This is a genomic window from Pseudoselenomonas caprae, assembly GCF_008271345.1.
Taxonomy (GTDB): Bacteria; Bacillota; Negativicutes; order Selenomonadales; family Selenomonadaceae; genus Selenomonas_A; species Selenomonas_A caprae.
This window is the reverse complement of sequence record NZ_VTOZ01000001.1, coordinates 110,567-134,300: the sequence shown is the minus strand read 5'-3', so window position 1 is coordinate 134,300 and position 23,734 is coordinate 110,567. Positions and strand designations below refer to the sequence as shown.

Below are 23,734 nucleotides of genomic sequence, written 5' to 3'. Positions count from 1 at the left end.
TCAAAATCGTGTGATGTTGCTCACGCAACCAAATTCAGACTTTTTTCACAAAAAAACCACGTTCATCTGCTGTTCCCAGCGATGAACGTGGTTTTATCCTTATTGCAGCAAAGATAGAACGCTGCTGCTATTTTGATTTGCCTGTGCCAGCATAGACTGCGCAGACTGGGTAAGCACATTATACTTCGTGTATTCTGTCATTTCCTTGGCCATATTCGCATCCCTTATGGTGGATTCCGAAGCAGTTGTCCCCTCCTGCTGAGCGATGATGTTATCATACGTCATTCCCAAACGGCTGGTCTGTGCCCCCACCAGTGTGCTGGCATCCAGCAGATACTCGATTGCCCGATCCAAAAGTCCCGGCTCATCGTTCTTCACCATACGCGTTCCATCCAGTGACATCCGCCCAGCCTGATTGCCTAAAAGTTTCTCCCGGCTGGCCTGCGTTAAAACGTTATAGTCCTTGTAGGATGCTACCCCAGGTATATAGTTGAAAAGATGATCCATTGAGGTCTGCGGAATCTGAACATGAATGTTCATACTGGCTTTGTCGGTATGATGGATAACCAAATCCCGGACATAGATTCCCCGCGTAGCTTTCTGCACATCATCCAGAACACCATCAGCCAGCTTGGCTCCTTTCTCTTGCAAATATGGATACTGGCTGGAATAATTCCGCAAATCAAATTTGCGGTCATCATAAACGGTTAAAGTTCCCGCCTCGGGATCAGCCGCAAAATGCAACATATGCGAGTGCCCATTCATGATGTGTTCCATAGCATTGCCACCTTGATCATAAAGAGCCTGTACCAAAGATTTTACATCCGTTACCCCAGAAATATCTATAATAGTAGTCTTGATATCCGCTCCAGATTGTCCACTGGCCGGCCGATCTGCATCCGATGGATCATCCTTTGACTTGAACTGAAAGTTAAACCACTGATCTGCGCAGGTAGCACAGTACACCCGGAATCCTTTACCATCCAAATCATCCGGCAATGACAAACTGTTGCTCGAGGCATATGCCTTGAAATCAATCGTATAAGCGCTCATATTGCCCTGCGACAAACTGATGACCTGGCTGTTACCAGCAGATTCTCTAGCATACGCAGTTACTTTCAATCCTTTAGTTCCTGCCACTGCATCACTGCCATCACTAAGATACGCGCTCTGTGCTGACATAAGCGAAATAAATGCATCAGCCACGGTCTTCGTATTGTCATTCGCCATATATGACCTGAGGGAATTCAAATCGAAAGTTATCCCGCTCGGCAAGTGCTTCAAAGCTTCAAAAGATGTTGGCACCTTGCTGTCAATGAATTCAATCGTTCCTACACCGCTAGTACTCAGAGCCTTGCCTTGAAGTGCCTCAATAAACGCTTCCAGCTTATCACTGTCCGTGGTATCATAAGCCGTGAGGTCCATCGTGTAGCTCGCACGCGGCCCCTCATGGTAAGCACCTCTATCAACACCACCATTAGCTACCGTCACATTACCATTATAAGCCGTTACCGTCTCAAAATTCACAGTCGTCGTTGTCGGCGCTATCGCATCAGCCCCGGCCACTGACGAAAAACCATCCGTAGTTGTTATTGTAGCACCCGAATAAACAGACGTAAGTGTCATCTGACCATTAGCCATAGACAGTCTGACATAACTATCCACGGCATTGTTTGGCTTATAGGTATCCCAAGTACATAATTTGTAATCGGAAAGATTGGCATCCCTGCCTACCTCATAAACGCCCGTAGAATCACGCGTTATCGAACCGCCATCCACAATACGTACATAAGCGGTCCCGCTTGTTCCAGAACAATTAATCGTTATTCCAGAACCTGTAGGCGCTCCACCCACATTCAACGCCAGGCTAGCCGGGCTGCCACCGCTGCCGCCTACGTAATGAGCCGGTACATCCACTACCTGCGTGGTAATATCGGTAGCAGGATCATGATACTCCTTATAAGTTGCTGGTACATAGGTGCCCGCCGAAGCCGGCACACCCTTAGCACTTTTATTCCCTAAACCTGTAGACGTAGCACTGCTACGCCCATACTTCTTGCTCTCACCGCCGCCTATAGTTTTCTCAGCTGAACCTGCGGACTGGCTCCATCCCTTCACCGTGGCATTATTAGCTGCTGAACCAGAATAAGCTGTAGTGACACTGACAACATTGCCACTACTAGTCGCACTGCCTACTACACCTTTACCGCTGATAGCTGATGCCACCGCACTCGCTATACCAGCAGAATCCAAACCGTTGATATTTATCTCCACTACATTTTCACTGGAACCTGCACCATGGCGATAATTCTTGCCCGTAGGATTATTCGTCAGTACATAATAAGTAGCACTTGAACCTGAACTATTGCTGGCCGTATAAAAGCCCACGCCTTCCGCATTCGACGAATCATAACCGGAAAAATCAACAGTAAAGGAAGCTGGGGACGCTGTCGTAGGTGGATCATAGTAGCCATCCGCACCACCTTCAAGATTCTTACTGGTCAGATTCCCTAACAGCGGCTCTATCGTTACCGCTGTCGTACTATAAAACGGCAATACCGCAAACGGCCCTGTCTGACCATCCAGCGTATCATACTGATCAGCAATCAGATTCAAGGTACCGCTTTCCGGCACCGGCTCTGGCTTGTCCAGGATTCGCCAGGTGTAGATTTCATCCACCTTTTTGTCGCCCACCAAGAGTAACTTGCCGTTGTAGTTTGTTTCGTACGCAATATCATGTACCTGGTCAAACCCCTGCGAAATCTCTTTTTGTATCGTGAGCCGATCCAAGTCCGTATTCGTATCATTATTCGCATCAAGTACCTTGGCCTTGATTGTCCGCATGATTTCCAGCTGTTCCTGAATGGCTCCTGCCGCCACATTCAGCATAGTCTTACCATTCTGCACATTCGTAGCATCCTGTTCAAGTGCTCTTAGCCGTACCCGCATACGCTCAGAAATCGAATACTCTGATGCACCATCGCCTGCGCCAGTTATTTTGGTTCCCGTCGCCACTTTCTTGAGCTTCTTTCCCAAAGAGGAAACATTCTTGTTCAACTCTCCCAGTGAAAGCATAGCCGATGGGTTATTCAGTACCGTCATAGTCATAGCCAATCCCTCACGTCCCTATGAAATAGGATTCTATCCTTATCCTCAAAGACAAAGCCTGCTATTTATTATATCGTTCTGACGCATTTTTTCTTAAATCAAATTTTAACTGTCGATGACAGTATTTAAAATCATGCTTGCAGCAAAGACAAAACGCTACTGTTATTTTGGTTTGCCTGTGCCAGCATAGACTGCGCAGACTGGGTAAGCACATTATACTTCGTGTATTCTGTCATTTCCTTGGCCATATTCGCATCCCTTATGGTGGATTCCGAAGCAATTGTCCCCTCCTGCTGAGCGATGATGTTATCATACGTCATCCCCAGACGGCTGGTCTGCGCCCCCACGAGAGTGCTGGCATCCAGCAGATACTCGATGGCTCTGTCCAAAAGCCCTGGCTCATCGTTCTTCACCATGCGCGTACCATCTAGCGACCTCCGTCCGCCTTGATTGCCTAAAAGCTTTTCCCGGTTGGCCTGCGTTAAAACGTTATAGTCCTTGTAGGATGCTACCCCAGGTATATAGTTGAAAAGATGATCCATTGAGGTCTGCGGAATCTGAACATGAATGTTCATACTGGCCTTATCGGTATGGTGAATAATCAAATCCCGAACCATTATACCCCTCGTAGCTTTCTGCACATCATCGAGGATACCATCTGCCAACTTCGCCCCCTGCTCCTGCAAATAAGGATACTGCCATGCTCTTTCCCTCAAATCGAACATGCGCTGATCATAAACCGTAAGCGTCCCTGCCTCAGGATCAGCCGCAAAGTGCAGCAGATGGGAGTGACCGTTCATGATATGTTCCATGGCATTGCCGCCCTGATCATATATTGCCTGCACCAAAGACTTCACATCCGTTACCCCGGATATATCGATAATGGTAGTTTTTAGATCTGCTCCCGACTGACCACTGGCAGGACGATCAATATCAGAGGGATCATCCTTCGCTTTGAACTGAAAGTTGAACCACTGATCCGCGCAAGTAGCACAATACACACGGAATCCCTTACCATCCAAAGCGTCCGGCAAAGACAAGCCATTGCTTTCTGCATAAGATTTAAAATCAATGGTATAGGCACTCATATTGCCCTTACTGATACTGATAGTCTGACTATTCCCTCTTTCCTCAGAATATGGCGTAGCCGTAACCCTCAATATCTTTGCCCCCGCACCAGGAACACTATAACCACTTTTGTTTTTCATAAGATTTATAAAAGCATCCGCAATAGTGGTACCTCCACTCACGGCAGACCGTAAAGCGTTCAAATCCACCACAGCAACCCCAGGCATATGTGCCATAGCATCCAAAGAAGTGGATACCTTCGTATCAACGAACTCAACATCAGACTGAGGCGTTTTTATGGCCTTTCCCTTAAGGGACCCGATGAATTTTTCAAGCTTATCGTTATCTGTAACATCATACGCCGATAAATCTATATCGTAGCTGGCCGTGTCTCCCCATACGTAATTTCCTCTGTCAACACCACCAGTTGCCTGCGTTACAGTTCCTTTATATTCTTTTACCTCCGAAAAGTTTACCTGAACCGTCCGATTGGGAATAGCTGCCGCTGATGGCTCACTAGAAAAACCATCTGAAACATTAATACTGCCCCCCTCATTGACAGAAGTAAGTGTCAACTTTCCTCCAGACAAAGAAAGCTGGACATAGCTGCTAACGTTGTTTTTCGCATTGTAGGTATCCCATACATATAGCATCTCATTGCTTATATCAGCATTTTTGCCTATTTCATAGACGCCCGTGCTATCCCTTTTTATATCATGGCCTTCCACAAAGCGCACATAAGCTGTACCACCATTAGCGCCTTTTATTGCCAAGCCGGACCCCACAACTGCTGAACCAATATTGTATTCTAATTTCGCCTTGGTTCCACCCGCGCCACCTTCATAATGACCGGGAACGTCAATCACCCTACTGGTAATATCCGTAGCCGAATCATATACTTCCTTATACGTAGGATCAATATACCTGCCTGCCGTAGGTGCGATTCCTGTTGCATTTCCACTACCTAGTCCCGTTACCATAGCACTGGAACGCCCATTTTTCGCACTGGCACCACCACCCAGAGATTTATCCACAGTAGCTGCTGGCTGTGACCAGCCCTTTACTGTAACGTCGTTAGCCGCACTCCCCCTATACGAGGTGGTTATTGTAACTTTTGATCCGTTCACAGATGTATCGCCTACTGTCTCACCATTGTTCCGTATCGCTGCCGCCACTTTAGCAGCAATTTCTGCCCCAGTATTAGCACCGGAAATATCTATCTCCACTACATTCTCTCTGGTGGTATCACCATGACGATGATTCTTAGTAGGATCAGAGGTCAATACATAATAGGTATCATAAGCCGTAGTATACCCCCTGGTTGTACGAAATCCTACCCCCTCTGCCGTAGATTTAGTATACCCACTGAAATCCATCAAGAAAGATGCCGGTGTTGACTCCTGCGGATCGTTATAATGCCCCTTCGTTCCTCCTGCTAGATTCACCTGAGTAGCAGCTCCCAAAATCGGCTCAGCCGAAACGGCTGAAGTCGAATAAAACGGCAGCGTTGCAAACGGTCCTGTTTTATTATCCAAGGAGGAATACTGATCAGCAATCAAATTCAAGGTATCACTTCCCGGTACAGTCTCTGGTTTATCCAGGACTCTCCAGGTATAGATTTCATCGACCTTCTTATCCCCTACCAAGAGCATTTTGCCATTATAATTGGTTTCATAGGCAATATCATGTACTTGTTCGAACCCTTGAGATATTTCTTTTTGGATGGTGAGTCGATCAATGTCCGTATTCGTATCATTGTTGGCATCCAGGACTTTAGCCTTAATATTCTTCATAATCTCCAACTGTTCCTGAATAGCCCCCGCTGCCACGTTTAACATGGAGCGTCCAGTCTGCACATTGGCCGCATCCTGCTCCAATGCGCGTATTCTCACCCGCATACGTTCAGAAATCGAATACTCCGAAGCACCGTCTCCTGCACTGTTGATTTTAGTCCCTGTAGCCACTTTCCTAAGCTGTTTGCCCAACGATGAAGCGTTTTTATTCAACGTTCCCAGTGTAAGCATAGTTGCTGCATTGTTTAGTACTGTCATAGCCATAAATAAATCCCTACCTCCATAGCCAAAGTTATCCGTCCCTAGCTGCTGCCACCACGAAACGTATTATACTCATATATGTTATATAGTTACTGCACCATTGTCAACGTCCCATGACCTTTATCCTATAAAAAAAAACACTTCCATCCTTAAAACAGAAGTGCTTTTTCACTACCTTGCTATTTTTTTAAAGCTGTCAACGTTCCTGCACAGACTAGCACACTGCCCAGCCACAGTAGCCAGATATACGGCTTGGTGCTGACACTAGCTGTAATCGCCTGTTGGGTTTCCGTTTCGATTGATGGCAGGATTTCCAAACGCACTTGTTTCTGGTCAGCAGCTACGCCTGTCAGACGGATGCGCTTTTGGCCGCCGAATACCTCCACAGCCTTGGATGTACCGCCTTCCAGCGTGGCCTGTATCGCCGGCTCTACGCGCTCGATCGTATCGCCATCGGTCACAGCAATGACCGCCTTGACGAGCATCTTGCCACCGCCCTGCTCCTCGAGCGTCACCCCTTCAAACCGGTAGGCGAACAGATCATCCATATCCATGCGGCCATGCTTGAGGATGAGCTCCTGTCGGCCGCTGCTTTTCGGCGGTGTCGGAGCGATGTAGATATCGCCGCCCAGTGTTTTGTCGATGGCTGGCTCGCGGGCTGCATCCTCGCCATTGGCATGGAGTTTCGTCAATGCCCGCACTTCACGCCCATCGACGGTATAGATGTAGTATTTCTCCCGCATATCATCCGCAAACTGCTGCCCTTTGAAGACAATCTCATGACCATAGAGCGTCACGGGCTCATTGACCGCCAGCTCCTGCGAGACAGTCCTGCTGCCGCTGCCGGACAAGACAATGGCCAGCAGCGAAAGCCCCAGGCCAGCATGGGCGAGCATGCCGCCCAGTCCCAGCGCCTGCCTGCGCCAGCTCCAGAAGGACGCGGCAACGCCCATGAGTGCAGCCCCTGCCAGCAGAAGCGGCATGACCTGGCGGACACCTGCCAGCCAGGCCAGCGCAGCCCCCAGGAGGACAAATGCGGCCAGTGGTCTCAGCGGCGCCACCTTATTGCCTTCCCCATAGCGATGCAGGCTCGCGCCCACCAGGCAGACCATCATGACGATAGCCAACGGCAGCGTCGTGCGGACATAGAAATCCGTGTCGACAGCGGCCGGTTTGCCCAACAGCTGCGTCAGCAGCGGCATCGACATACCCAGGAAAATGACCGCTGCAAGGAATACCAACAGCAGGGCGCCGAGCAGTACCAGGAATTCACGGCTTTCATAGGCAGGATACATTTCCCCCTGCGGCAGTTTCCCCGCCCGGACAGTCAGGAGCAGCAGTCCGCCGACAAGGACCAGCGCATTGACCACGGCAATCGTCATGCCGATGCTCGTCCCGCTGAAGGAATGTACCGAAAAGTCTCCGAGGATGCCACTGCGCGTCAGGAACGTGCCATAAAGAACGAGCGAGAACGCAAAGATCGCCGCAAGATGCACCATCGACAGTGCCGCAGCGCGCACGCGGGCCACGCGCAGCACGTGGATGAAGATACCAGCAACCAGCCAGGGCACGAGTGACGAGTTCTCCACCGGATCCCAGCCCCAAAAGCCGCCCCAGCCCAGGACCTTATAGGCCCAATAGCCGCCAATGAAGATACCGGCTCCGAGGAAGGCCCAGGCCACCAAGGCCCACCGGCGCGCCGTCTCCAGCCAGTCTTTCACCATCTGCCCTTCGATGAGAGCCGCTGCCGAGCAGGCAAAGGGCACGGCCAGCAGCGCATAGCCAAGGAAGATGATCGGCGGATGGACAGCCATCCACGGATCTTGCAGCAAAGGATTCAAGCCGACGCCATTCTCGACGGCAACCTCCTGCGGCAGGAACGGGCTCTTGGCCAGCACGAGAATAGTGAGCAGCGTCTGCAAAACCATATATACGCACATGCCTACAGCTGACAAGCGCTGACGATAGCCCAGGATAACACCAGCCGCCGCATGGAACAGCAGCCAGAGCAAGAACGATCCCTGCTGTCCAGCCCAAAAGGCCGAGAACTTGTATACCGCCGGTAATTCTGCCGACGAATAGCTGGCCACATAAGCGATCTCGAAATGATTGCCAAAAATCAAGACCAGCAGATAAATGCTTGCACCAAGCGAACCGGCAAAGGACAGGACTGTCAGCCACCGGCCATAGCGCTCCATGCGCTCCGTGCGCGCGCCGTAGCAAAGCAAGGCACACAAGGATAGCGCCAGTGCAAGCGCCAAAAATATCGTACCAACCAAGAGAAGAAGCCTCCTTATCTATTTCTGCTGCTCGTATTTCGACGGGCACTTTATGAGCAGTTTATCGGATTGGAACGCACCATCCCGATACTTGCCCACAGCGACAATATGATGTGCTTCATCAAATTGATCCGGCTTCGTCCCATGATAGCGTACGAGCATCGTCTCGCCCGTATCCTCATCGCGCAGCGTGAATACGAAATTATCGCCTTCCATATGCGGTGCTTCCGCCTTTTCATCCAAAAGCCCTTTGACCTGGACACTGCTGGTCGCCGTCCGCGCCTCAGCAATACCGACATACGGCGTGACCGAATCGACAAAGCTGTACCCCGCATAACCGATAAACACCAGGATCAGCAGTCCCAACAACATTTTCCGATTCATGGTAACGCCTCCTTATCCTTGCCGCCAACGCTGCGGAATACCAGCCAAACATAGAGAAGTGTCGCATCCAGCAGCCCCGCCAGCAATGTCCCCAACATCACAGGATCCATGTCCAGCGAGCCGCTGCCATTGATGACCGGCGAAGGATGCAGCGAAAAGTACAGCCGCGGGATGATGAACACCAGGAACGGCACCGTCAGGAACGAAAACAACGCATAGACTGCCGTCACGCGTGCCCGCCGCCGCGGCTCAGGCATTGCTGCCCGCAGTGTCAGATAGGCACCGTAGATCAATAGCAGTACGAAAATCGTCGTCTGCCGTGGATCCCAGTTCCAATATGCTCCCCAGGTCAGCTTGGAGAAGACTGCACCGCTGACTGTCGCCAACACGACAAATACCAAGCCCAGCTTGGCCGATGCCGCACTCAGGCGGTCAGCCCTCATCTCCTGCCGCCGCAGATAGCCTGCGCCCCACCAGGCACTCATGAGGAATGCCAGCACAGACACCCAGGCCATTGGGATATGGAAGAATGCAATGCGCACATAATCTCCCAGTCCCTGTGCAGGCGGCACCACAAAAAACACCAGATATATCACCACTGCTGTAAGCAGGCCAACCGCCCACGGCAGCATTCTCGCCTGTATCACTTTCATCATCCCCGTATCCTATAATCAGATAATCAATCCTCATACCAAAGATAATCAAACAAAATCGATGCCCCGACCAACAAGATAAGATCGTAGAGCGCCATGCCGCCGAGGTACAAGCCCGTTATCCCCCCACTGCCAAAGGCGCCTGCCGTCAGCGATATCGCTGGCAGGAACACGGGCAGGATGACCGGCAGCATCAATATCGAAAACAAGCCACTGTGGACACTAGCCCCTGTTGTCAGTGCCGCAATCAGCGTCCCCGCCGCCGCTATGCCTGTGCATCCCAGCAGCACGGTCCCCAACAGCACCAGAGGTGCGGCCACCGTCACATCCATCAGCAGCAGGAACAGCGGCGTTATGAACATGGCCAGCAGCACCAGCAGGAATAATGTATAGAGCATCTTCCCCAGCAGCACGGCCTGCGACGGCCCAAAGATGCGCAGCGTGAGCAATGTCCCGGCCGTATCCTCATCGGCAAACACGCGGTCAGCCCCAGCCATCGCGGCGAAGAACAGACAGACCCACAAAAGAGCTGCCAGCAGCCGCGGCTCCACCACACCGCCTTGCAGCGCCATGCTGACACAAGCCAGCGTCGTAAGCGCAAACATGAACATGGCCGCCCAGGCCGCCTTGAACCGCAGCCCCGCCGTCAATTCCTTGATGAATACGAGCTTAATGCCCTGCCAGATGGATTGCTGCATCAGCTGCCGCCTCCTCTCGTCCGTCGTTGGTCGCCCAGAGCACCAGTCTGCCCTCGTCTGCCGCCTGCCGCGCCTCGCGCAGCACCAGCTCGCGGCCCCCCGCATCGAGATTCGCCCCAGGCTCATCGAGCAGCCAGATATCAGCGCCTGATGCGAGGAGCGCGGCCAGCTTCAATCGCTGACGCATGCCCGTCGAGAACTCTCCCGTGAACGCTGCCGCGATTTCCGTTTCCCGCAGGCCAACACGCATCATCAAAGCCGAAAAGGCCGCATCATCCAGCGTGATTCCCCTGAGCCCCAGCAGAAAGGCGAGATTTTCCCGCGCCGTGAGCCGTGGATAGAACCTCAGCTCCGGCGTCACCATCGCCAGCCGGCTGCGCAGCTCCGCCCGCCGCAGCTCACGCGCCTCCTCCCAGACACTTACCTGTCCAGCAGCTGGCAGCATGAACCGGGCCGCCAGTTTCAGCAGCGTCGATTTGCCACTGCCATTTTGACCGGTCACAGCCGTGATCGTCCCGCTCCGCAGCTCGGCATTGATATCCTGGAAGATTGTCCGGCCATAGAAGGACTGGGTGACCGCTTCAAATTTTATCGTTATCATGACTCAACACCCGATTTTGTCCTTATTGAGCCGCAGCCAGTCCTCACCGACAGTCAGCACGCCCTCCGCTTTCATCGACGCGATCTCACGGGTCAACGCACTGCGGTTGCACTCGATCTCCTTGGCCAGCTGCACGCGTCCCGGCACCTTGACCTGCTCGCTCTGATAGCGCCCTTCACGCTGGAGCAGATAGAGGATCAGCCGCTCACGCAAGGTCTTCTGCGACAAGAGCTCGATCTTTTCCATCATCATGACATTCTTGCGGCAAAAAGCTTCCAATAAATTGCGCATGACCATGCCATGCGTACGGCCGAGCTTCGGCCCGGCTACCAGCAGCGACCGGTAGGGCACCCAAAGCACGATGGCATCGGTCAGCGTTTCGATCGAAGTATTGTTGTTCGGCTGGAACAGTGGCAGGATTGCCGAGGCACTGCCCATCATCGCACCGCGTTCCAGCGTATGGCCGATCGATTCATTGCCGAAGCGATCCTCGGCGATGACCTGGGCCTTCCCTTCGACCATCACACCAATATTGGCATTGGGCTCATAGGCCTTGAGGATACGCGTCCCCTTCTCGTAGCGTTTGACCGAAGCTCCTGTACTTACGATGAAACGATCGACCTCCGCCGGAGAAACATCCCGAAACAAGGGTAGTTCCTGTAAATCCAAATGATAGATCTGCATCCAATTCCCTCCTTGCTATTCTTCCGGTTCCATTTTGCCTCATTATATCATCTCTAATCACATGCATATGTTGCACAGGCAACTCATTACTGCAATTATTCTACTATTTTGACGAAAGTCCTGCTTCAGCCATTTGCACAAAAAGCAACCTGTTGTTGTGGTAGGAACCACCAAACAGGTTGCTTTTCTCTAGCATCCCATCCCTTACGGGACGGTTTTACTGTATCATTTTCTTGATATCTTCCTCAACAGTCGTGATGCCACCGATGCCGAAGTTCTCGACGAGTACCTTCGCCACATTCGGGGACAGGAAGGCTGGCAGCGTCGGGCCAAGATGGATATTCTTGACACCGAGATGCAGCAAGGCCAAAAGCACGATAACAGCCTTCTGCTCATACCAGGCAATGTTGTAGGCAATCGGCAATTCATTGACATCCTCAAGACCGAACACTTCCTTGAGTTTCAAGGCAATGAGGGCCAAGCTGTAGGAGTCATTGCACTGGCCAGCATCAAGCACACGCGGGATACCACCGATATCACCGAGATCGAGCTTGATATATTTGTACTTCGCACAACCAGCCGTAAGGATGACCGTATCCTGCGGCAGCGCCTTGGCAAATTCCGTATAATAGTCACGGGACTTCATGCGGCCATCGCAGCCAGCCATGACAACAAACTTCTTGATAGCACCAGACTTGACAGCTTCAACGACCTTGTCGGCCACGGCAAATACCTGCTCATGCGCAAAGCCGCCGACGATCTTGCCCTGTTCGAGTTCTGTCGGGGCAGCACACTTCTTGGCCAGATCGATGACCGGCGTGAAGTCCTTCGTGCCATCAGCCTGCAAGGCAATATGCTGGCAGCCCGGCACCCCCGTGGCCCCCGTCGTGAACAGGCGGTCCTGATACGATGCCTTCGGCGGTACCACGCAGTTCGTCGTCATGAGGATCGGGCCGTTGAACGCCTCGAACTCTTCCTTCTGCTTCCACCAGGCGTTGCCATAGTTGCCCGCGAAGTTCTCGTATTTCTTGAACTTCGGATAGTAGTGGGCTGGCAGCATCTCGCCATGCGTATAGACATCGACGCCCGTGCCCTGGGTCTGCTCCAGCAGCATCTCCAGATCCTTGAGGTCATGCCCCGAGATCAGGATACCCGGATTCTGGCGTACCCCGAGGTCGACCTGCGTGAGCTCCGGATTGCCATACGTCTCCGTGTTGGCCTTGTCCAGCAACGCCATGCCATCAACGCCCCACTTGCCCGTCTCGAGCGTAAGCGCCGTAAGATCATCCCCCGTCAGGCTGTCGTCGAGCAGCTTGGCAAGCGCCGACTGCGCAAAGGCATCGATAGCTTCATTCTCATAGCCCAGGACATTCGCATGCTTCTGATAAGCAGCCAGCCCCTTGAGGCCATAGGTGATGAGCTCGCGCAGGCTGCGGATATCCTCATTCTCCGTAGCGAGGATACCGACTTTGGCCGCCTTGGCTGCAAAGCCATCCTCCGTATCGTTCCAGAGGGCCGCATCCGGCAGATTCTCACGGGTCTCAAGGCCCGCCAGCAGCTCCGTCTTGACTGCCAGCGTCTCCTTGACGCGAGCAGCAATGGCTTCCTGATCGAAGTTTGCATTCGTGATGGTAACGAACAGGTTCAGCGTGATCAGATGGTTGACCTCTGCTGCCACCTTCTTACCCTCAGCACGCAGGCGCGTCGTGACAGCCGACAGCCCCTTCGTCACATAAATCAGCAGATCCTGCATCGCAGCAACTTCCGGCTTCTTGCCGCAGACACCAATCTGCGTGCAGCCCTTGCAGCCAGCCGTCTCCTGGCACTGATAGCAGAACATCTTGTTTTCCATAAATAATCGCTCCTTTTCCGCGCCGCTGGGGCGGAGTAATAATACACAAAGCATAGTCGCTTGACCTATCAACATCTCCCATTATAGCGGCACGCTCCCCGGCTGGCTGTAACATTCGCTACAGATAAAAAAAAGACCCTCTTCACAAAGAAGAAGGTCGTATCCATGTTTTCATTTTACGCACCAATGTCAATGCTGCCGCCGGCTTTTTTCTGGAAATCAGCGAACTGCGTATAGGCTTTCTGACGGGCCTGCATGATCTGAGCATTGATCTGCTGGAAGCCGCTCTTGCCCAGCTTCGTCTCCGTCCCGAAGTTCGACACCCGCGTGATGTCTGCGGTTGCCTTCATCCCCTTGGACAGATTTTTGGCCCCTTGCTCCGCATCGGCTTTGATCTGCTGCTGGAACTTGCTCGAGCCGAGCTTGGTCTCATTGCCGAAGTTCGAGACTTCATAATAAGACTTGCTGCGATCCATGAGCATTGCAGTCTTGCTTTCCCCAATGTCCACAATCGTCCGATTGGCATGCTGGAAAGCACTGCTGCCGAGCTTGGTCTCGTTGCCAAAATTCGACACTTTCGTGTAAGATGCTGCCGCCTCGCTATGCGCCTTCGCCGCCTGCTGTCCCTTCGCCGTCACTTCACGGTTCATTTGCGGGAAACTGGTCAGCGTTGTGATGCTTACCGCGGATATACCCATGACAATCCCTCTCTTTCCTTGTCCATTTCCTTAATCCTTTATATCAATAGGTATATTTCTCTACATATATATTATAATATCCATTTCATCGTTTTTCAATAGGTTTGTAACGGTTTTATAATTGTTTCATTTTACTTGTTTTTGTGAAAAAGGGGCATCTTTCCCAGAGGGCGGGAAAGATGCCCCTTTACGGATTCCTATCAGAATCTGAACCGTGCCAAAGCTTCCTGCTGTTTCTGTGCCAGTACAGCCAGCGAATCGCTAGCCGAGGCAATCTCCTGAGCCGAAGCCGACTGCTCCTCGGTGGCAGCCGATACGGCCTGCATCTCCGAGGCGACCTGATTGCTGTAGCCGCTGATATGGGCGACCTCCGTCGTGATTGTCGCAGCCTCCTGAGCCATCGCATCGACGGCTTCATCCACCGTCTGGATCTGCTGCGACACGCCCTTGACGAGGCCGTTGATTTCCTCGAACATCGTGCGCAGGCCCTCGACCGAACGGGCTCCCGCGACTACCGCCTCACGGCCCGTCTTCATCGAATCGACCGCATCCTCGGTATCATGCTGGATATCCTTGATGAGCTTGGCGATCTTCTCCGCCGACTCCTGCGACTCATGGGCGAGCTTGCCGACCTCTTCGGCTACGACCGTGAAGCCGCGGCCATGCTCACCAGCACGGGCTGCCTCGATGGCAGCATTGAGGGCCAGCAAGTTCGTCTGCTCGGCGATTGCGGCCATCGTATCGACGATCTCGCCGATTTCCTTCGAGCGCTCGCCCAGGCGGTCAACTACCTCAGCCGAGCCATTCACCGTGCGCTCGACACTGCGGATCTGATTGACCGAATCATCGATGGCGATCGAGCCCGCTGCGGCACGCTCAGCTGCCGACGCCGAGTTGTCAGCGACTTTCGTCGACTGCGCCTTGACATGCGTCACTGCGCTCTGGACGCGTTCCACGGATTCATTGCTCTTGACCACTGCCTTCTGCTGGTCTTCGACCGAGTTCACGACGTCAGCAGCCGACTGGGCGACCTGCGTCGAAGCCTGGGCAGCCTGATTCGAGCTGGCCGTGAGCTCCTCGGAGGAAGCCGCGAGCTGCTCGGAGGACTCGCTGACATTGCGCATGAGTTTCGTGAGCTCGCCGCGCATCTGCGTCAGGGCCGTGAGCATCTGGCCCAGCTCATCCCCGCGATCAACAACAGACTGGCCTACCAGTCGGAAATCACCATCGCGCATCTTGTTGCATGCCGCCACAGCCCGGCCCAGCGACTCCGTGATATCGCGGATGATGATGACGGACAGGCCGCCCAAGATGAGGAATGCGATCAGGCAGAGCACCGTCGAGAACGTAATCTGCTGGCTGTTCCTGGCCTTGATATCGTTATTGAGATTCTCGGCATTATCATCGGCCACCTGGCGCAGGCCCTGCAGGCTCTTCAAGAGATCCTTGACCGTCGTATTCTCGATGTTCTTGTATTTCTGCCAGGCTTCGTCCTTCTTGCCCTCGGCTACCAGGTTTTTCACATCCTGGATTTCCTTCATATATTTATCCCAGAGTGCCTCGGTATGGGGTATTTCTGCCGCCGCCAGCTCGGACTGCATGCCCAGCGGCTTGTACTTCGCCCAGTTTTCGCCATACTTGTTGATGCGCTCAGCCAGCGCCTCCTCGATGGCCTTATCCTTCGGATCGAGGATATGCTTGACGATGTTCATCTGCACACCGCGCATCAGGCTCATCTCCGAGCCCATCCAGCGCGTAGCCTTCAGTTTGCGGCTGTACATATCATCGATATCATCGCTGGCCTTGCTCATTCCCAGATACCCCGAGAGGCCCAAAGCCGCCATGCCGATGATGCCCACCAATACCAGCACCAAAATCTTGTACCCTATGCGAATGTCTTTCAGTCTCAAATCCTCACACTGCCTTTCTACTGCGGCTCATTTCTCCCTGCTGAGCCTCACTATAACATAAACTGCGCTGTTTCCCCTTTACAGTCGTATTGCCAATTGTAGCTTAAATCACCCACCTTTACAAGTGTTAAACCGTCCAAAATGCCCAATTTGCCTATACGAAAATGTTATGATACTTATTGGATATATCTCTAAAGCAAAAAAACTGCCGCTTCATACTTGCGTATGAAACGACAGTTTCTATCGTTCTTTCTGGAATCAGAATCTGAAATGCGACAACGTCTCCTGCTGCTTCTGAGCCAGCGTTGCCAGAGAATCGCTGGCCGAAGCAATTTCCTCAGCCGATGCCGACTGCTCCTCGGTAGCTGCCGATACAGCCTGCATCTCCGAGGCTACCTGATTGCTGTAGCCGCTGATATTGTTTACCTCACCCATGATGGCATTGGCTTCCTGCGTCATCGCATCGACAGCCTCATCCACCGTCTGGATCTGATGGGATACGCCGTTGACGAGCCCATTGATCTCCTCGAACATCGTCCGCAGCTCTTCGACCGAACGCGCACCAGTCACGACAGCCTCACGGCCAGACTGCATCGAAGCCACAGCATCCTCCGTATCCTTCTGGATGTCTTTGATCAGACGGGCAATCTTCTCCGCCGACTCCTGCGACTCGTGGGCGAGCTTGCCGACCTCCTCAGCTACGACCGTGAAGCCACGGCCGTGCTCACCAGCACGGGCTGCCTCGATGGCTGCGTTGAGCGCCAGCAGGTTCGTCTGCTCCGCGATGCCAGCCATCGTGTCGACGATCTCGCCGATTTCCTTCGAGCGCTCACCGAGACGATCTACGACCTCAGCCGAACCGTTCACGGTCTGCTCAACGCTGCGGATCTGCTCCACCGAATCGCTGATAGCTACGGAACCAGCAGCGGCACGCTCGGCGGCTGAAGCGGAGTTATCCGCGACCATGCGCGACTGATTCTTGACATGAGCGACGGCACTCTGCACGCGAGCCACCGACTCATTGCTGTTGACCACTGCCTTCTGCTGGTCTTCCACGGTATTGACGACATCAGCCGCCGACTGGGCCACCTGCGTCGATGCCTGTGCGGCCTGGTTCGAGCTGGCCGTGAGCTCCTCCGATGAAGCGGCGAGCTGCTCCGCCGATTCGCTGACATTGCGCATGAGGCCATTGAGCTCCTTGCGCATCGCAAACAGAGCATTGGCCATCAGGCCGAGCTCATCGCCGCGGTCGACATGGCTTACCCCATTCGTGCGGAAGTCACCATCTTTCATCGCATTGCAGATGGCTACGCCGCGATGCAGCGAACTCGTGATGTCACGGATGATGACGAAGGACAGCCCCAGCAGCAGTGCCAGCGTCAAGACATTCACCAGGATGGAGAATTCGATATGATGCGTGTTGCTGTCCTTGATCTCTTCATTGAGGATATCCGCATTGTCATCGGCAACCTTGCGCAAATCCTGCAGGCTCTTCAAGAGATCCTCAGCCGTCGTCGTCTCGATTTTCCGGTAATGCTCCCATGCTTCCTGCTTTTTGCCGGCCTTCATCAAGCGCTGGGACTCCAGGACGCCCTGCTTGAACTCCGCCCATTTTTTCTCGGTGTTCGGAATCTCCGCTGCCGCCTGCTCAGCACGCATGCCCAGCGGTTTATACTCCGCCCAATAGCTTTCGTACTTCTTGATGTTCTCATCGATCGAAGCTTCGATCTTCGCATCCTCCGGTACAAAGATATGCTCCGAGATGCTTACCTTGACGGCACGCATCAAGCTGATCTCCGTGCCGAGCAAGCGGGTCGCCTGCAGCTTGCGGCTGTACATATTGTCGAGATCATCACTAGCCTTACTCATCCCCAAGTAGCTCGATATCCCCAACGATACGGTGCCTATGACGCCAATCACTACCAAGATCAAGATCTTGTACCCAATACCAATGTCTTTTAGTCGCATTTCCTTACACACTACCTTTCTACGTCAGCCTTATCCCAACAGACTTCTCGAAAATAACATTACAATTTGCTTTCATATCCAAAAACAACATAGTGCTTATTCTACCCCACTCACTTGACTTGCACAAGTATATATTCATACAAAAATAGGACTTTTGTCGTTAAAAATCTACATTTCTCTATTCTGAAAACTACCATTTTTACTATTGCTTTATCGCAGTAAAAAAGAGCATCTCTAAAGTGAGATGCCCTCAAACTATTGTGTTCCTTCACTTTCCGGCAGTATGTGCTAGTTTTTCTGCCTGCAATTCTTCTATTGTGAGATTGCGTAAATAGGACTTATGCTCCTCATCCTTCTGGTAGACAAAGCCGACATGGCGCACAAAGGGCTCGATTGTCGCTATCTTCAGCAGCGGTGTGACGACAAGCAGCTGCAGATCCATCTTGCGGAACAACTCCAGACCAAAGCGCGCGGACTCGTCAGAGCTCTTGAGGAAGGCCTCGTCGATGACGACAAAGCGGAACGACTGCTCTCCGGCCCGCTTGCCCTCGAGACCAAAATTGTAGACGATGCTCGCTGCCAATATCGTATAGGCCAGCTTCTCTTTCTGACCGCCCGACTTGCCGCCCGAATCCGTATAATGCTCATACTCGGCATCCTCGCCAGGCGCCGGCTTGCGCCAGCGCTCCGAAGCCGCGAACGTATACCAATTGCGCACGTCGATGACCTCGCGCCGCCAGCGCGCATCAATCTCGGATGACCCTGGACGGCCCTGGAGACGCTCCAGGATCTTGGCGACCTGCTGGAATTTCTGTTCACTATAGGTATCGTCAGCAGCACCGGTCAAGGCATCGTCGGTGCAGGCCCGCAGGTCGCGGCGGAACTGCTGGATCGTATCGCTGACCGCATGGCTGCACTCGATCTGGATGTAGCGGCCTTCATTATAATCGATTTCCGCCAGCGAACGGTTGATGCGGTCGATGCGGTCTTCGATTTCCTGGCAGGTATTTTCCAGATGCGTCTGGAACAGCGCAATCTGATTGATGGTGTTTTCCCGCAGCAGTTCACGGAACCGCCCCTCGAATTTCGGCAGGTCATCCGTGCGCAGGCGGTCCAGCACGGCGATATAATCCGCTGCCGCCTCCGGCGCACAGAGCAGCTCGGCGCTGGCTTCAGGCCACTTCTGGCAGAAGCCTGTCATGCAGCGCGTGAGTTCCTCGCCATGATGGCGCAGGATTTCCTGCTGGCGCAAGCCCTCCGCTTGCAGCCAGCTGCCATAGCGCGCCTGCTGCTTCTGCCGCTTGGAAAGCTCAAAGCTCTGCCCCGGCAGGGCTTCTGCCATATAGCGCTCCAGCAGCGGATAGACTTCGGCCTGCGCCTCCGGCGTCTCCTCGCTTATAAGCTCCGCTTCCTCAAGCATCTGTTCGCGGGTGCTCTGGCAGCGCTCCTGGACTCTGCCGGCCTCATCCTGCTTCGCGCTGATTTCCTGCTGGCTGCGTGCCACCTGGCGCAGCAGCGCCTGCTCTTCCTCCTGCAGCTTGCGATAGACATCGTTCTTCTGCTGCAGTTCATCGACACGCAGGCGCAGCTTCCCGATCTGCGCCTCAAGCGGCGCGATGTCGAGCTCCGCAAAACTCTTGACCTGTCCGGCCAGCATGATGGCATCCTTCTCGCCTTGCAGTTTTTTCTGCGCCCCTCGGTTCTGCCGCAGCTTCTGCTGGAAGAACTTCTGCTCCTCACGGACGTTCTCCCGCTCTTCCTGCAGCGACTGGATCTTGCGCAGATTCGAGAAACCCAGCACATAATTGCGGCGGTTGTTGAGGTCATGACGGTCGTCCTTCTCATGGCGGCGGCCATTGATCTTGACCTGGCCATGCAGGGTCAGCGCGAACTTCGCCTGACGGAATTCCTGCATCGTCTCGCAGCAGCTATGGCGGAAACGCGTATAAAGCTCATGGCACAGCCAGTCACAGTAGGCTGACTCCTCTTTGAGCACCAGCTTGCGGCAGGCCGCGTCATCCGGCAGGTTGTCAAGCGCTGCCGGCTCTGCATAGTCGGGCACCCGGAAGTAGACGAGCTTCACCCGCAGGTCATGCTGCTCCATCCAGCCGGCGACTTCGCCGTAATGCGCTTCGGGTACGAGCAGGGAAATGCCGAAGCTATGCAGCAGGCGCTCCAAGGCACCTTCCCACTCAGCTTCCTCCTCTTTCACCGCCATGAGCTCACCGGCAAAGGGCATCTCGTCCTCAGCCAGGTTCAGGTCTGCGCAGAGCTGCTCACGGATCTTGACGAAGACATTCGGGATATTCGACTTGCGGCCCGCCAGCGACTCGATCTCCTCAGTCAGCTGCTTCTCTGCCGCTGCGGCTTCCTTGCGGTTGGCCTCGATGGCTCCCGCATCGGCGATAAGCTCCTCAAGCTCCTGCTCGATGGCCTGGCCGCGCTGCTCCATGGCCTGCGCATTGTCACGGAAGGCCGCCGGCGTCTGCGGCATGGACAGCGCCAGCAGGTCAAGCTGCGCCTGATAGCTTTTGCGCACCTGTTCGCATTGTCCCTTCTGCTGCTGGCAAAGCTCCAGCCGGTGACGCACCTCATCGAGCTGCTGGCCGCCATTGCGCGCCATCTCCCGCTGGATTCCCGCCAGCTGCTGGCGCAGGCCATCACAGGCAGCATTTTCCTCCTTCAAGGACGCCTTCAGCTCGGCCAGCCGGGCCTCCGACTGGCCGAGCATGCTTTCACGCACCTTATAGGCCTTGCCTGCCAGCCAGCCGGCCAGATGCTGCTGCATGGCTGCATTCTCCCGCTGTTTCTGGCTGACCGCCGCGTATTCCTGGCCGAGGGTCTCGATGGGCTGCAGGTATTTCTGCTGCTCACGGGCTCGCTCCACCGCCTGATGCGCTGCCTCAAGATCATGATACTGCCGCAGCATGACCTCGACTTCCTGCTCGGCATCCGGCACCTCAAGCATGTTCTGGCGCACAAAGCCGGTAAGGCTGTCGACCTTCTTCATCGAGATTGTCTGCTGGAAAAGGTCCATGGCCTGTACCTGCCGGATGCCGAAAATCTTGCGGAATTCATGGCCGTACTGCGGATAGTCGTCAAAGGTCTTGATGAACGAGTCACGCTCCAGCTGCTTGCGGAACGCGCGCATATCGCCGCCGATAGCCGAGAAGCGCTCGGTGATTGAAAGCGTCTTCTGTGCCAATACGTAAAAGCGTTTCGGCGAAGCCGTCGCCTCATCCGGGAACCAGAAAACCTGCGCCAAAGTTACCGTACGCCCGAAATTGCGGTCCGAAAACACGCCGAGAACGACGCTGTACTGATCCTTGCCGCGCAAAGCCTCAGGACGGCCGCCGCCATCTTCGGTGCGTTTCTGCCCATAATAACCACGTACATAGGACGTCAGGCTGCGCTCCTTGGCACTCGCATCGGCCGCCTTGTTATAGGTAACCTTGCGCGGCGGCACTAAAAGCGTGATAATGGCATCGACAAGCGTCGACTTACCCGAACCGACATCGCCGGTCAGCAGCGACGTGTCGCCCTGCAGATCAAGGGTCCAGACCTTCTGGTCGAACGTCCCCCAGTTATAGACTTCCAGCCGTTGCAGGCGGAAGCCGAGGGGGATGTCCTTGAGCTCAGTCGTCGTCTCGAATAAGTTCATCCATCATCTCTCCTTCCCCATTCTCTTCAGTTGCCTCCACATGACGCACCTGTCCATATTTCTCATAATCCTCGAGCTTCTGTGCAAAATCGTCGAGCCACTGGACATCGACAAAGCGGCGCAGGATGGGCCTTACCTCATAGTCCGTATCCTTGCCCTTGATTTTCTGCAAGAAGCCCATGCGCATGGCCGCCCGCACCAGATGCTCGACCGACTGGCGGTACTTCATCTCGTTGCTCTGCACAGGCAGGAAGGGCTCCATGCGGCGCAGGATATCCTCGAAGCTGACGACGACACGGCTGCTGCCCGCAGCGCGGTCATATTCAGCCAGCACCTTGCGCAGCTGCACCAAAAGCATCGACAGATTGTAGCTGAGCGGATAGCGCGGCACCAGATGCGGCAGCCCGCTGCTCTCTTCCTGGCGCAGATAGGCATATTCATCGAGCTCATCGATGATCAGCGTAAGCCCCAGCCGCCGGAAATAATCCCGCAGTGCCGTCTGATTGCTCAGGATATCCTGCCATAGAGCCTCATCCTTGCCGCGGCTCACGATGCCCTTCAAGAGCAGGATCGCCGCCCGCGAAAAGGCCTGCTCCTGCGGATTCTCACCGGCAGCTATTGCGGTGTTTTCTTGTTCCATTATCCCTGATTCCTCCGAAATACGACTTTATCACAAACGGCCATGAGTCTATGACCGTCACGTTCGAATATGATATGCTCCAAGGTACTGCTGTCAAAAGCCTCCGAAGCTGCATGGCTGGCGAGCACCAGATAGCCCAGGAGCTCGGGCAGCCCCTGCTGCAGCGGATGGACAGCCAGCACCTCCGCCAGCGTGACCTCCGGACGCTCGGCCAGCAGCTCCGCGACATTTTCCTGTAGCTTTTCCCGGTCGACGATGACCTGGTCGAAGATTGCCGCAAGCTCACCATCGTCGCCGCTGCCAGCCTGCAGGACAGGACTTACGAGCCTTGTAGCCTGCGGCGGCGCATACAGGCGCCGCTCCATTGGCAGCTGCACAGCCGGGGCCGTCTCCCGGATGGACGTGAATTCCCCCGCTGGCATGTCATCGCGCCGCTCCAGAGCCTGCGTCTCGATGCGCTGGATCAGCTGATAGATGGTCCGCTCCTCCTGCAAGTACGCTTCATCGACATAACGCCTGAGCTGTGCCGACAGCTGTGCCAGGGTCTGCTGGACAGAACCTGCCGCCCGCACCCACTCGCGGTTGATGGAGGCCAGCGGATGATCCGGCAGAAGTTCGCGGATTGATGCCGCCTCACTGATCTGTGCCATAGTCGTCCGGAAGTCCTCCTGCTGCTGCGAAAGCATCAGATAACGCCAGAACGCCATGAAGCTCCGCCCCTGTTCCGACTTGCGGATGATATCGCTCTCGCCGAATATTTTCTCCAAAAGCTCGCCCTTGCCGCGTGTCCATTTGACGACATCGTCCTGCACCTTGCGCGTAAGTTCGCGGAAATTCTCCTCGACCTCACGGAAATCTGCCAGAATAGCCTGGGCCGTATTCTCAGCCTGCAGGAAACGTTCCTTGACCTGTACATCGTCAAGCCGTGGCTTTACTACGCCGCTTGCTTCAATCTCCGCAAGTTCCGCTGCTATCTTTTCCTGCTGCGCCAAAAGATAAGCCTTGCGGTGCTCAGCATCCGTGTCAGTCTCACGCGCGATCTCATGCAGCAGATTGAATACCGTGCGCAGCCGCGACTCCGTACCGACGAAATCCTGCTTATGCAGGCTCACGAGCCATTCGACCGCCTTCTGTGCAGGGGCTGTGAGGTCATAATACCATTCATCGTGATATTCATACTTGCGCAGCCAGCCGTGGTCGCTGTCCGACCAGATCTCCAGATAATCCTGGGGCGACCGGCCAAAGGCCTCGCCCTCTGTCTGCCGCTGGGCATCGTAAAGGAACAGGTCAAGGTGCTCCAAGAGCTCCTGCGCCTCGATGCCACGGCGCTTGCCCGCGATGAACTCCCGGTAGAAGAACGCCGCAATGAACGCAGCCTGGTCGGCTCGGAGTAACCGCCAGGCTGCGTGATTCATGCGCAGATTGCGCAGATGATCATAATCCATATAATCCGGTATCCCGGCCAAAAATATCGCT

At 54.2% G+C, this 23,734-nt stretch carries 14 protein-coding genes and 3 pseudogenes; all 17 read right to left on the bottom strand.

Annotation, left to right across the window (positions count from 1 at the left end; translation table 11 throughout):
• Positions 1–99: 99 nt before the first annotated feature.
• Positions 100–354 (bottom strand): annotated as a pseudogene (locus tag FZ041_RS14665) (flagellin); the annotation flags it as partial.
• Positions 355–2,697: 2,343 nt separating this feature from the next.
• A pseudogene (locus FZ041_RS14660) lies at positions 2,698–3,102 on the bottom strand (flagellin); the annotation flags it as partial.
• 137 nt (positions 3,103–3,239) lie between these two features.
• Positions 3,240–3,524, bottom strand: a complete 285-nt coding sequence (locus tag FZ041_RS15010) for a flagellin (protein ID WP_439653955.1) — start codon at positions 3,522–3,524, stop codon at positions 3,240–3,242.
• A 2,298-nt stretch (positions 3,525–5,822) separates the two neighbouring features.
• Positions 5,823–6,227, bottom strand: a pseudogene (locus FZ041_RS15005) (flagellin); the annotation flags it as partial.
• Positions 6,228–6,409: 182 nt separating this feature from the next.
• Positions 6,410–8,509: a cytochrome c biogenesis protein CcsA gene (ccsA, locus tag FZ041_RS00570; protein WP_255449173.1), complete on the bottom strand. Its 2,100-nt coding sequence runs from the start codon at positions 8,507–8,509 to the stop codon at positions 6,410–6,412.
• Positions 8,510–8,527: 18 nt separating this feature from the next.
• Positions 8,528–8,893 carry a cytochrome c maturation protein CcmE domain-containing protein gene (locus FZ041_RS00565; protein WP_149188178.1) on the bottom strand — a complete coding sequence of 122 codons (366 nt, stop codon included), beginning with the start codon at positions 8,891–8,893 and terminating at the stop codon, positions 8,528–8,530.
• Positions 8,890–9,546 (bottom strand): cytochrome c biogenesis protein, encoded by a 657-nt coding sequence (locus FZ041_RS00560; protein ID WP_439653954.1) that lies wholly within the window; start codon positions 9,544–9,546, stop codon positions 8,890–8,892. Before FZ041_RS00560 ends, FZ041_RS00565 begins: the two co-directional genes overlap by 4 nt.
• Before the next feature lie 26 nt (positions 9,547–9,572).
• Positions 9,573–10,244, bottom strand: coding sequence for a heme exporter protein CcmB (locus FZ041_RS00555; protein ID WP_149188177.1), 672 nt, complete (start codon positions 10,242–10,244; stop codon positions 9,573–9,575).
• Positions 10,216–10,845, bottom strand: a complete 630-nt coding sequence (locus FZ041_RS00550; protein ID WP_149188176.1) for an ABC transporter ATP-binding protein — start codon at positions 10,843–10,845, stop codon at positions 10,216–10,218. The genes FZ041_RS00555 and FZ041_RS00550 overlap by 29 nt, the downstream gene beginning before the upstream one ends.
• Positions 10,846–10,848: 3 nt before the next feature.
• Complete coding sequence (locus FZ041_RS00545; protein ID WP_149188175.1) at positions 10,849–11,529, bottom strand: Crp/Fnr family transcriptional regulator; 681 nt, start codon at positions 11,527–11,529, stop codon at positions 10,849–10,851.
• A 217-nt stretch (positions 11,530–11,746) separates the two neighbouring features.
• Positions 11,747–13,381, bottom strand: coding sequence for a hydroxylamine reductase (hcp, locus tag FZ041_RS00540; protein WP_149188174.1), 1,635 nt, complete (start codon positions 13,379–13,381; stop codon positions 11,747–11,749).
• 176 nt (positions 13,382–13,557) lie between these two features.
• A complete protein-coding gene (locus FZ041_RS00535; protein ID WP_075442781.1) occupies positions 13,558–14,079 on the bottom strand; it encodes a hypothetical protein in 522 nt (173 codons plus the stop codon).
• A 200-nt stretch (positions 14,080–14,279) separates the two neighbouring features.
• On the bottom strand, positions 14,280–15,989 hold the full coding sequence (locus tag FZ041_RS00530) for a methyl-accepting chemotaxis protein (protein ID WP_149188173.1): 1,710 nt from the start codon (positions 15,987–15,989) through the stop codon (positions 14,280–14,282).
• A gap of 258 nt (positions 15,990–16,247) precedes the next feature.
• Positions 16,248–17,957: a methyl-accepting chemotaxis protein gene (locus FZ041_RS00525; RefSeq protein ID WP_149188172.1), complete on the bottom strand. Its 1,710-nt coding sequence runs from the start codon at positions 17,955–17,957 to the stop codon at positions 16,248–16,250.
• Positions 17,958–18,225: 268 nt separating this feature from the next.
• Entirely contained in the window at positions 18,226–21,618 is a 3,393-nt protein-coding gene (locus FZ041_RS00520) for an ATP-binding protein (RefSeq protein WP_149188171.1), read from the bottom strand.
• Positions 21,593–22,258, bottom strand: coding sequence for a DUF4194 domain-containing protein (locus FZ041_RS00515; RefSeq protein ID WP_149188170.1), 666 nt, complete (start codon positions 22,256–22,258; stop codon positions 21,593–21,595). Before FZ041_RS00515 ends, FZ041_RS00520 begins: the two co-directional genes overlap by 26 nt.
• A complete protein-coding gene (locus tag FZ041_RS00510; protein ID WP_149188169.1) occupies positions 22,258–23,724 on the bottom strand; it encodes a DUF3375 domain-containing protein in 1,467 nt (488 codons plus the stop codon). The genes FZ041_RS00515 and FZ041_RS00510 overlap by 1 nt, the downstream gene beginning before the upstream one ends.
• Between the last annotated feature and the right edge of the window lie 10 nt (positions 23,725–23,734).

What these genes read in the sequence shown, in the direction of transcription:
- FZ041_RS00550 (WP_149188176.1), bottom strand. Translation starts at nt 10,845, where the DNA reads ATGATAACGATAAAATTTGAAGCGGTCACCCAGTCCTTCTATGGCCGG.
- FZ041_RS00560 (WP_439653954.1), bottom strand. Translation starts at nt 9,546, where the DNA reads ATGAAAGTGATACAGGCGAGAATGCTGCCGTGGGCGGTTGGCCTGCTT.
- FZ041_RS00520 (WP_149188171.1), bottom strand. Translation starts at nt 21,618, where the DNA reads ATGAACTTATTCGAGACGACGACTGAGCTCAAGGACATCCCCCTCGGC.
- FZ041_RS00565 (WP_149188178.1), bottom strand. Translation starts at nt 8,893, where the DNA reads ATGAATCGGAAAATGTTGTTGGGACTGCTGATCCTGGTGTTTATCGGT.
- hcp (WP_149188174.1), bottom strand. Translation starts at nt 13,381, where the DNA reads ATGGAAAACAAGATGTTCTGCTATCAGTGCCAGGAGACGGCTGGCTGC.
- FZ041_RS00545 (WP_149188175.1), bottom strand. Translation starts at nt 11,529, where the DNA reads ATGCAGATCTATCATTTGGATTTACAGGAACTACCCTTGTTTCGGGAT.
- FZ041_RS00535 (WP_075442781.1), bottom strand. Translation starts at nt 14,079, where the DNA reads ATGGGTATATCCGCGGTAAGCATCACAACGCTGACCAGTTTCCCGCAA.
- FZ041_RS00555 (WP_149188177.1), bottom strand. Translation starts at nt 10,244, where the DNA reads ATGCAGCAATCCATCTGGCAGGGCATTAAGCTCGTATTCATCAAGGAA.
- FZ041_RS15010 (WP_439653955.1), bottom strand. Translation starts at nt 3,524, where the DNA reads ATGGTGAAGAACGATGAGCCAGGGCTTTTGGACAGAGCCATCGAGTAT.
- FZ041_RS00525 (WP_149188172.1), bottom strand. Translation starts at nt 17,957, where the DNA reads ATGCGACTAAAAGACATTGGTATTGGGTACAAGATCTTGATCTTGGTA.
- FZ041_RS00515 (WP_149188170.1), bottom strand. Translation starts at nt 22,258, where the DNA reads ATGGAACAAGAAAACACCGCAATAGCTGCCGGTGAGAATCCGCAGGAG.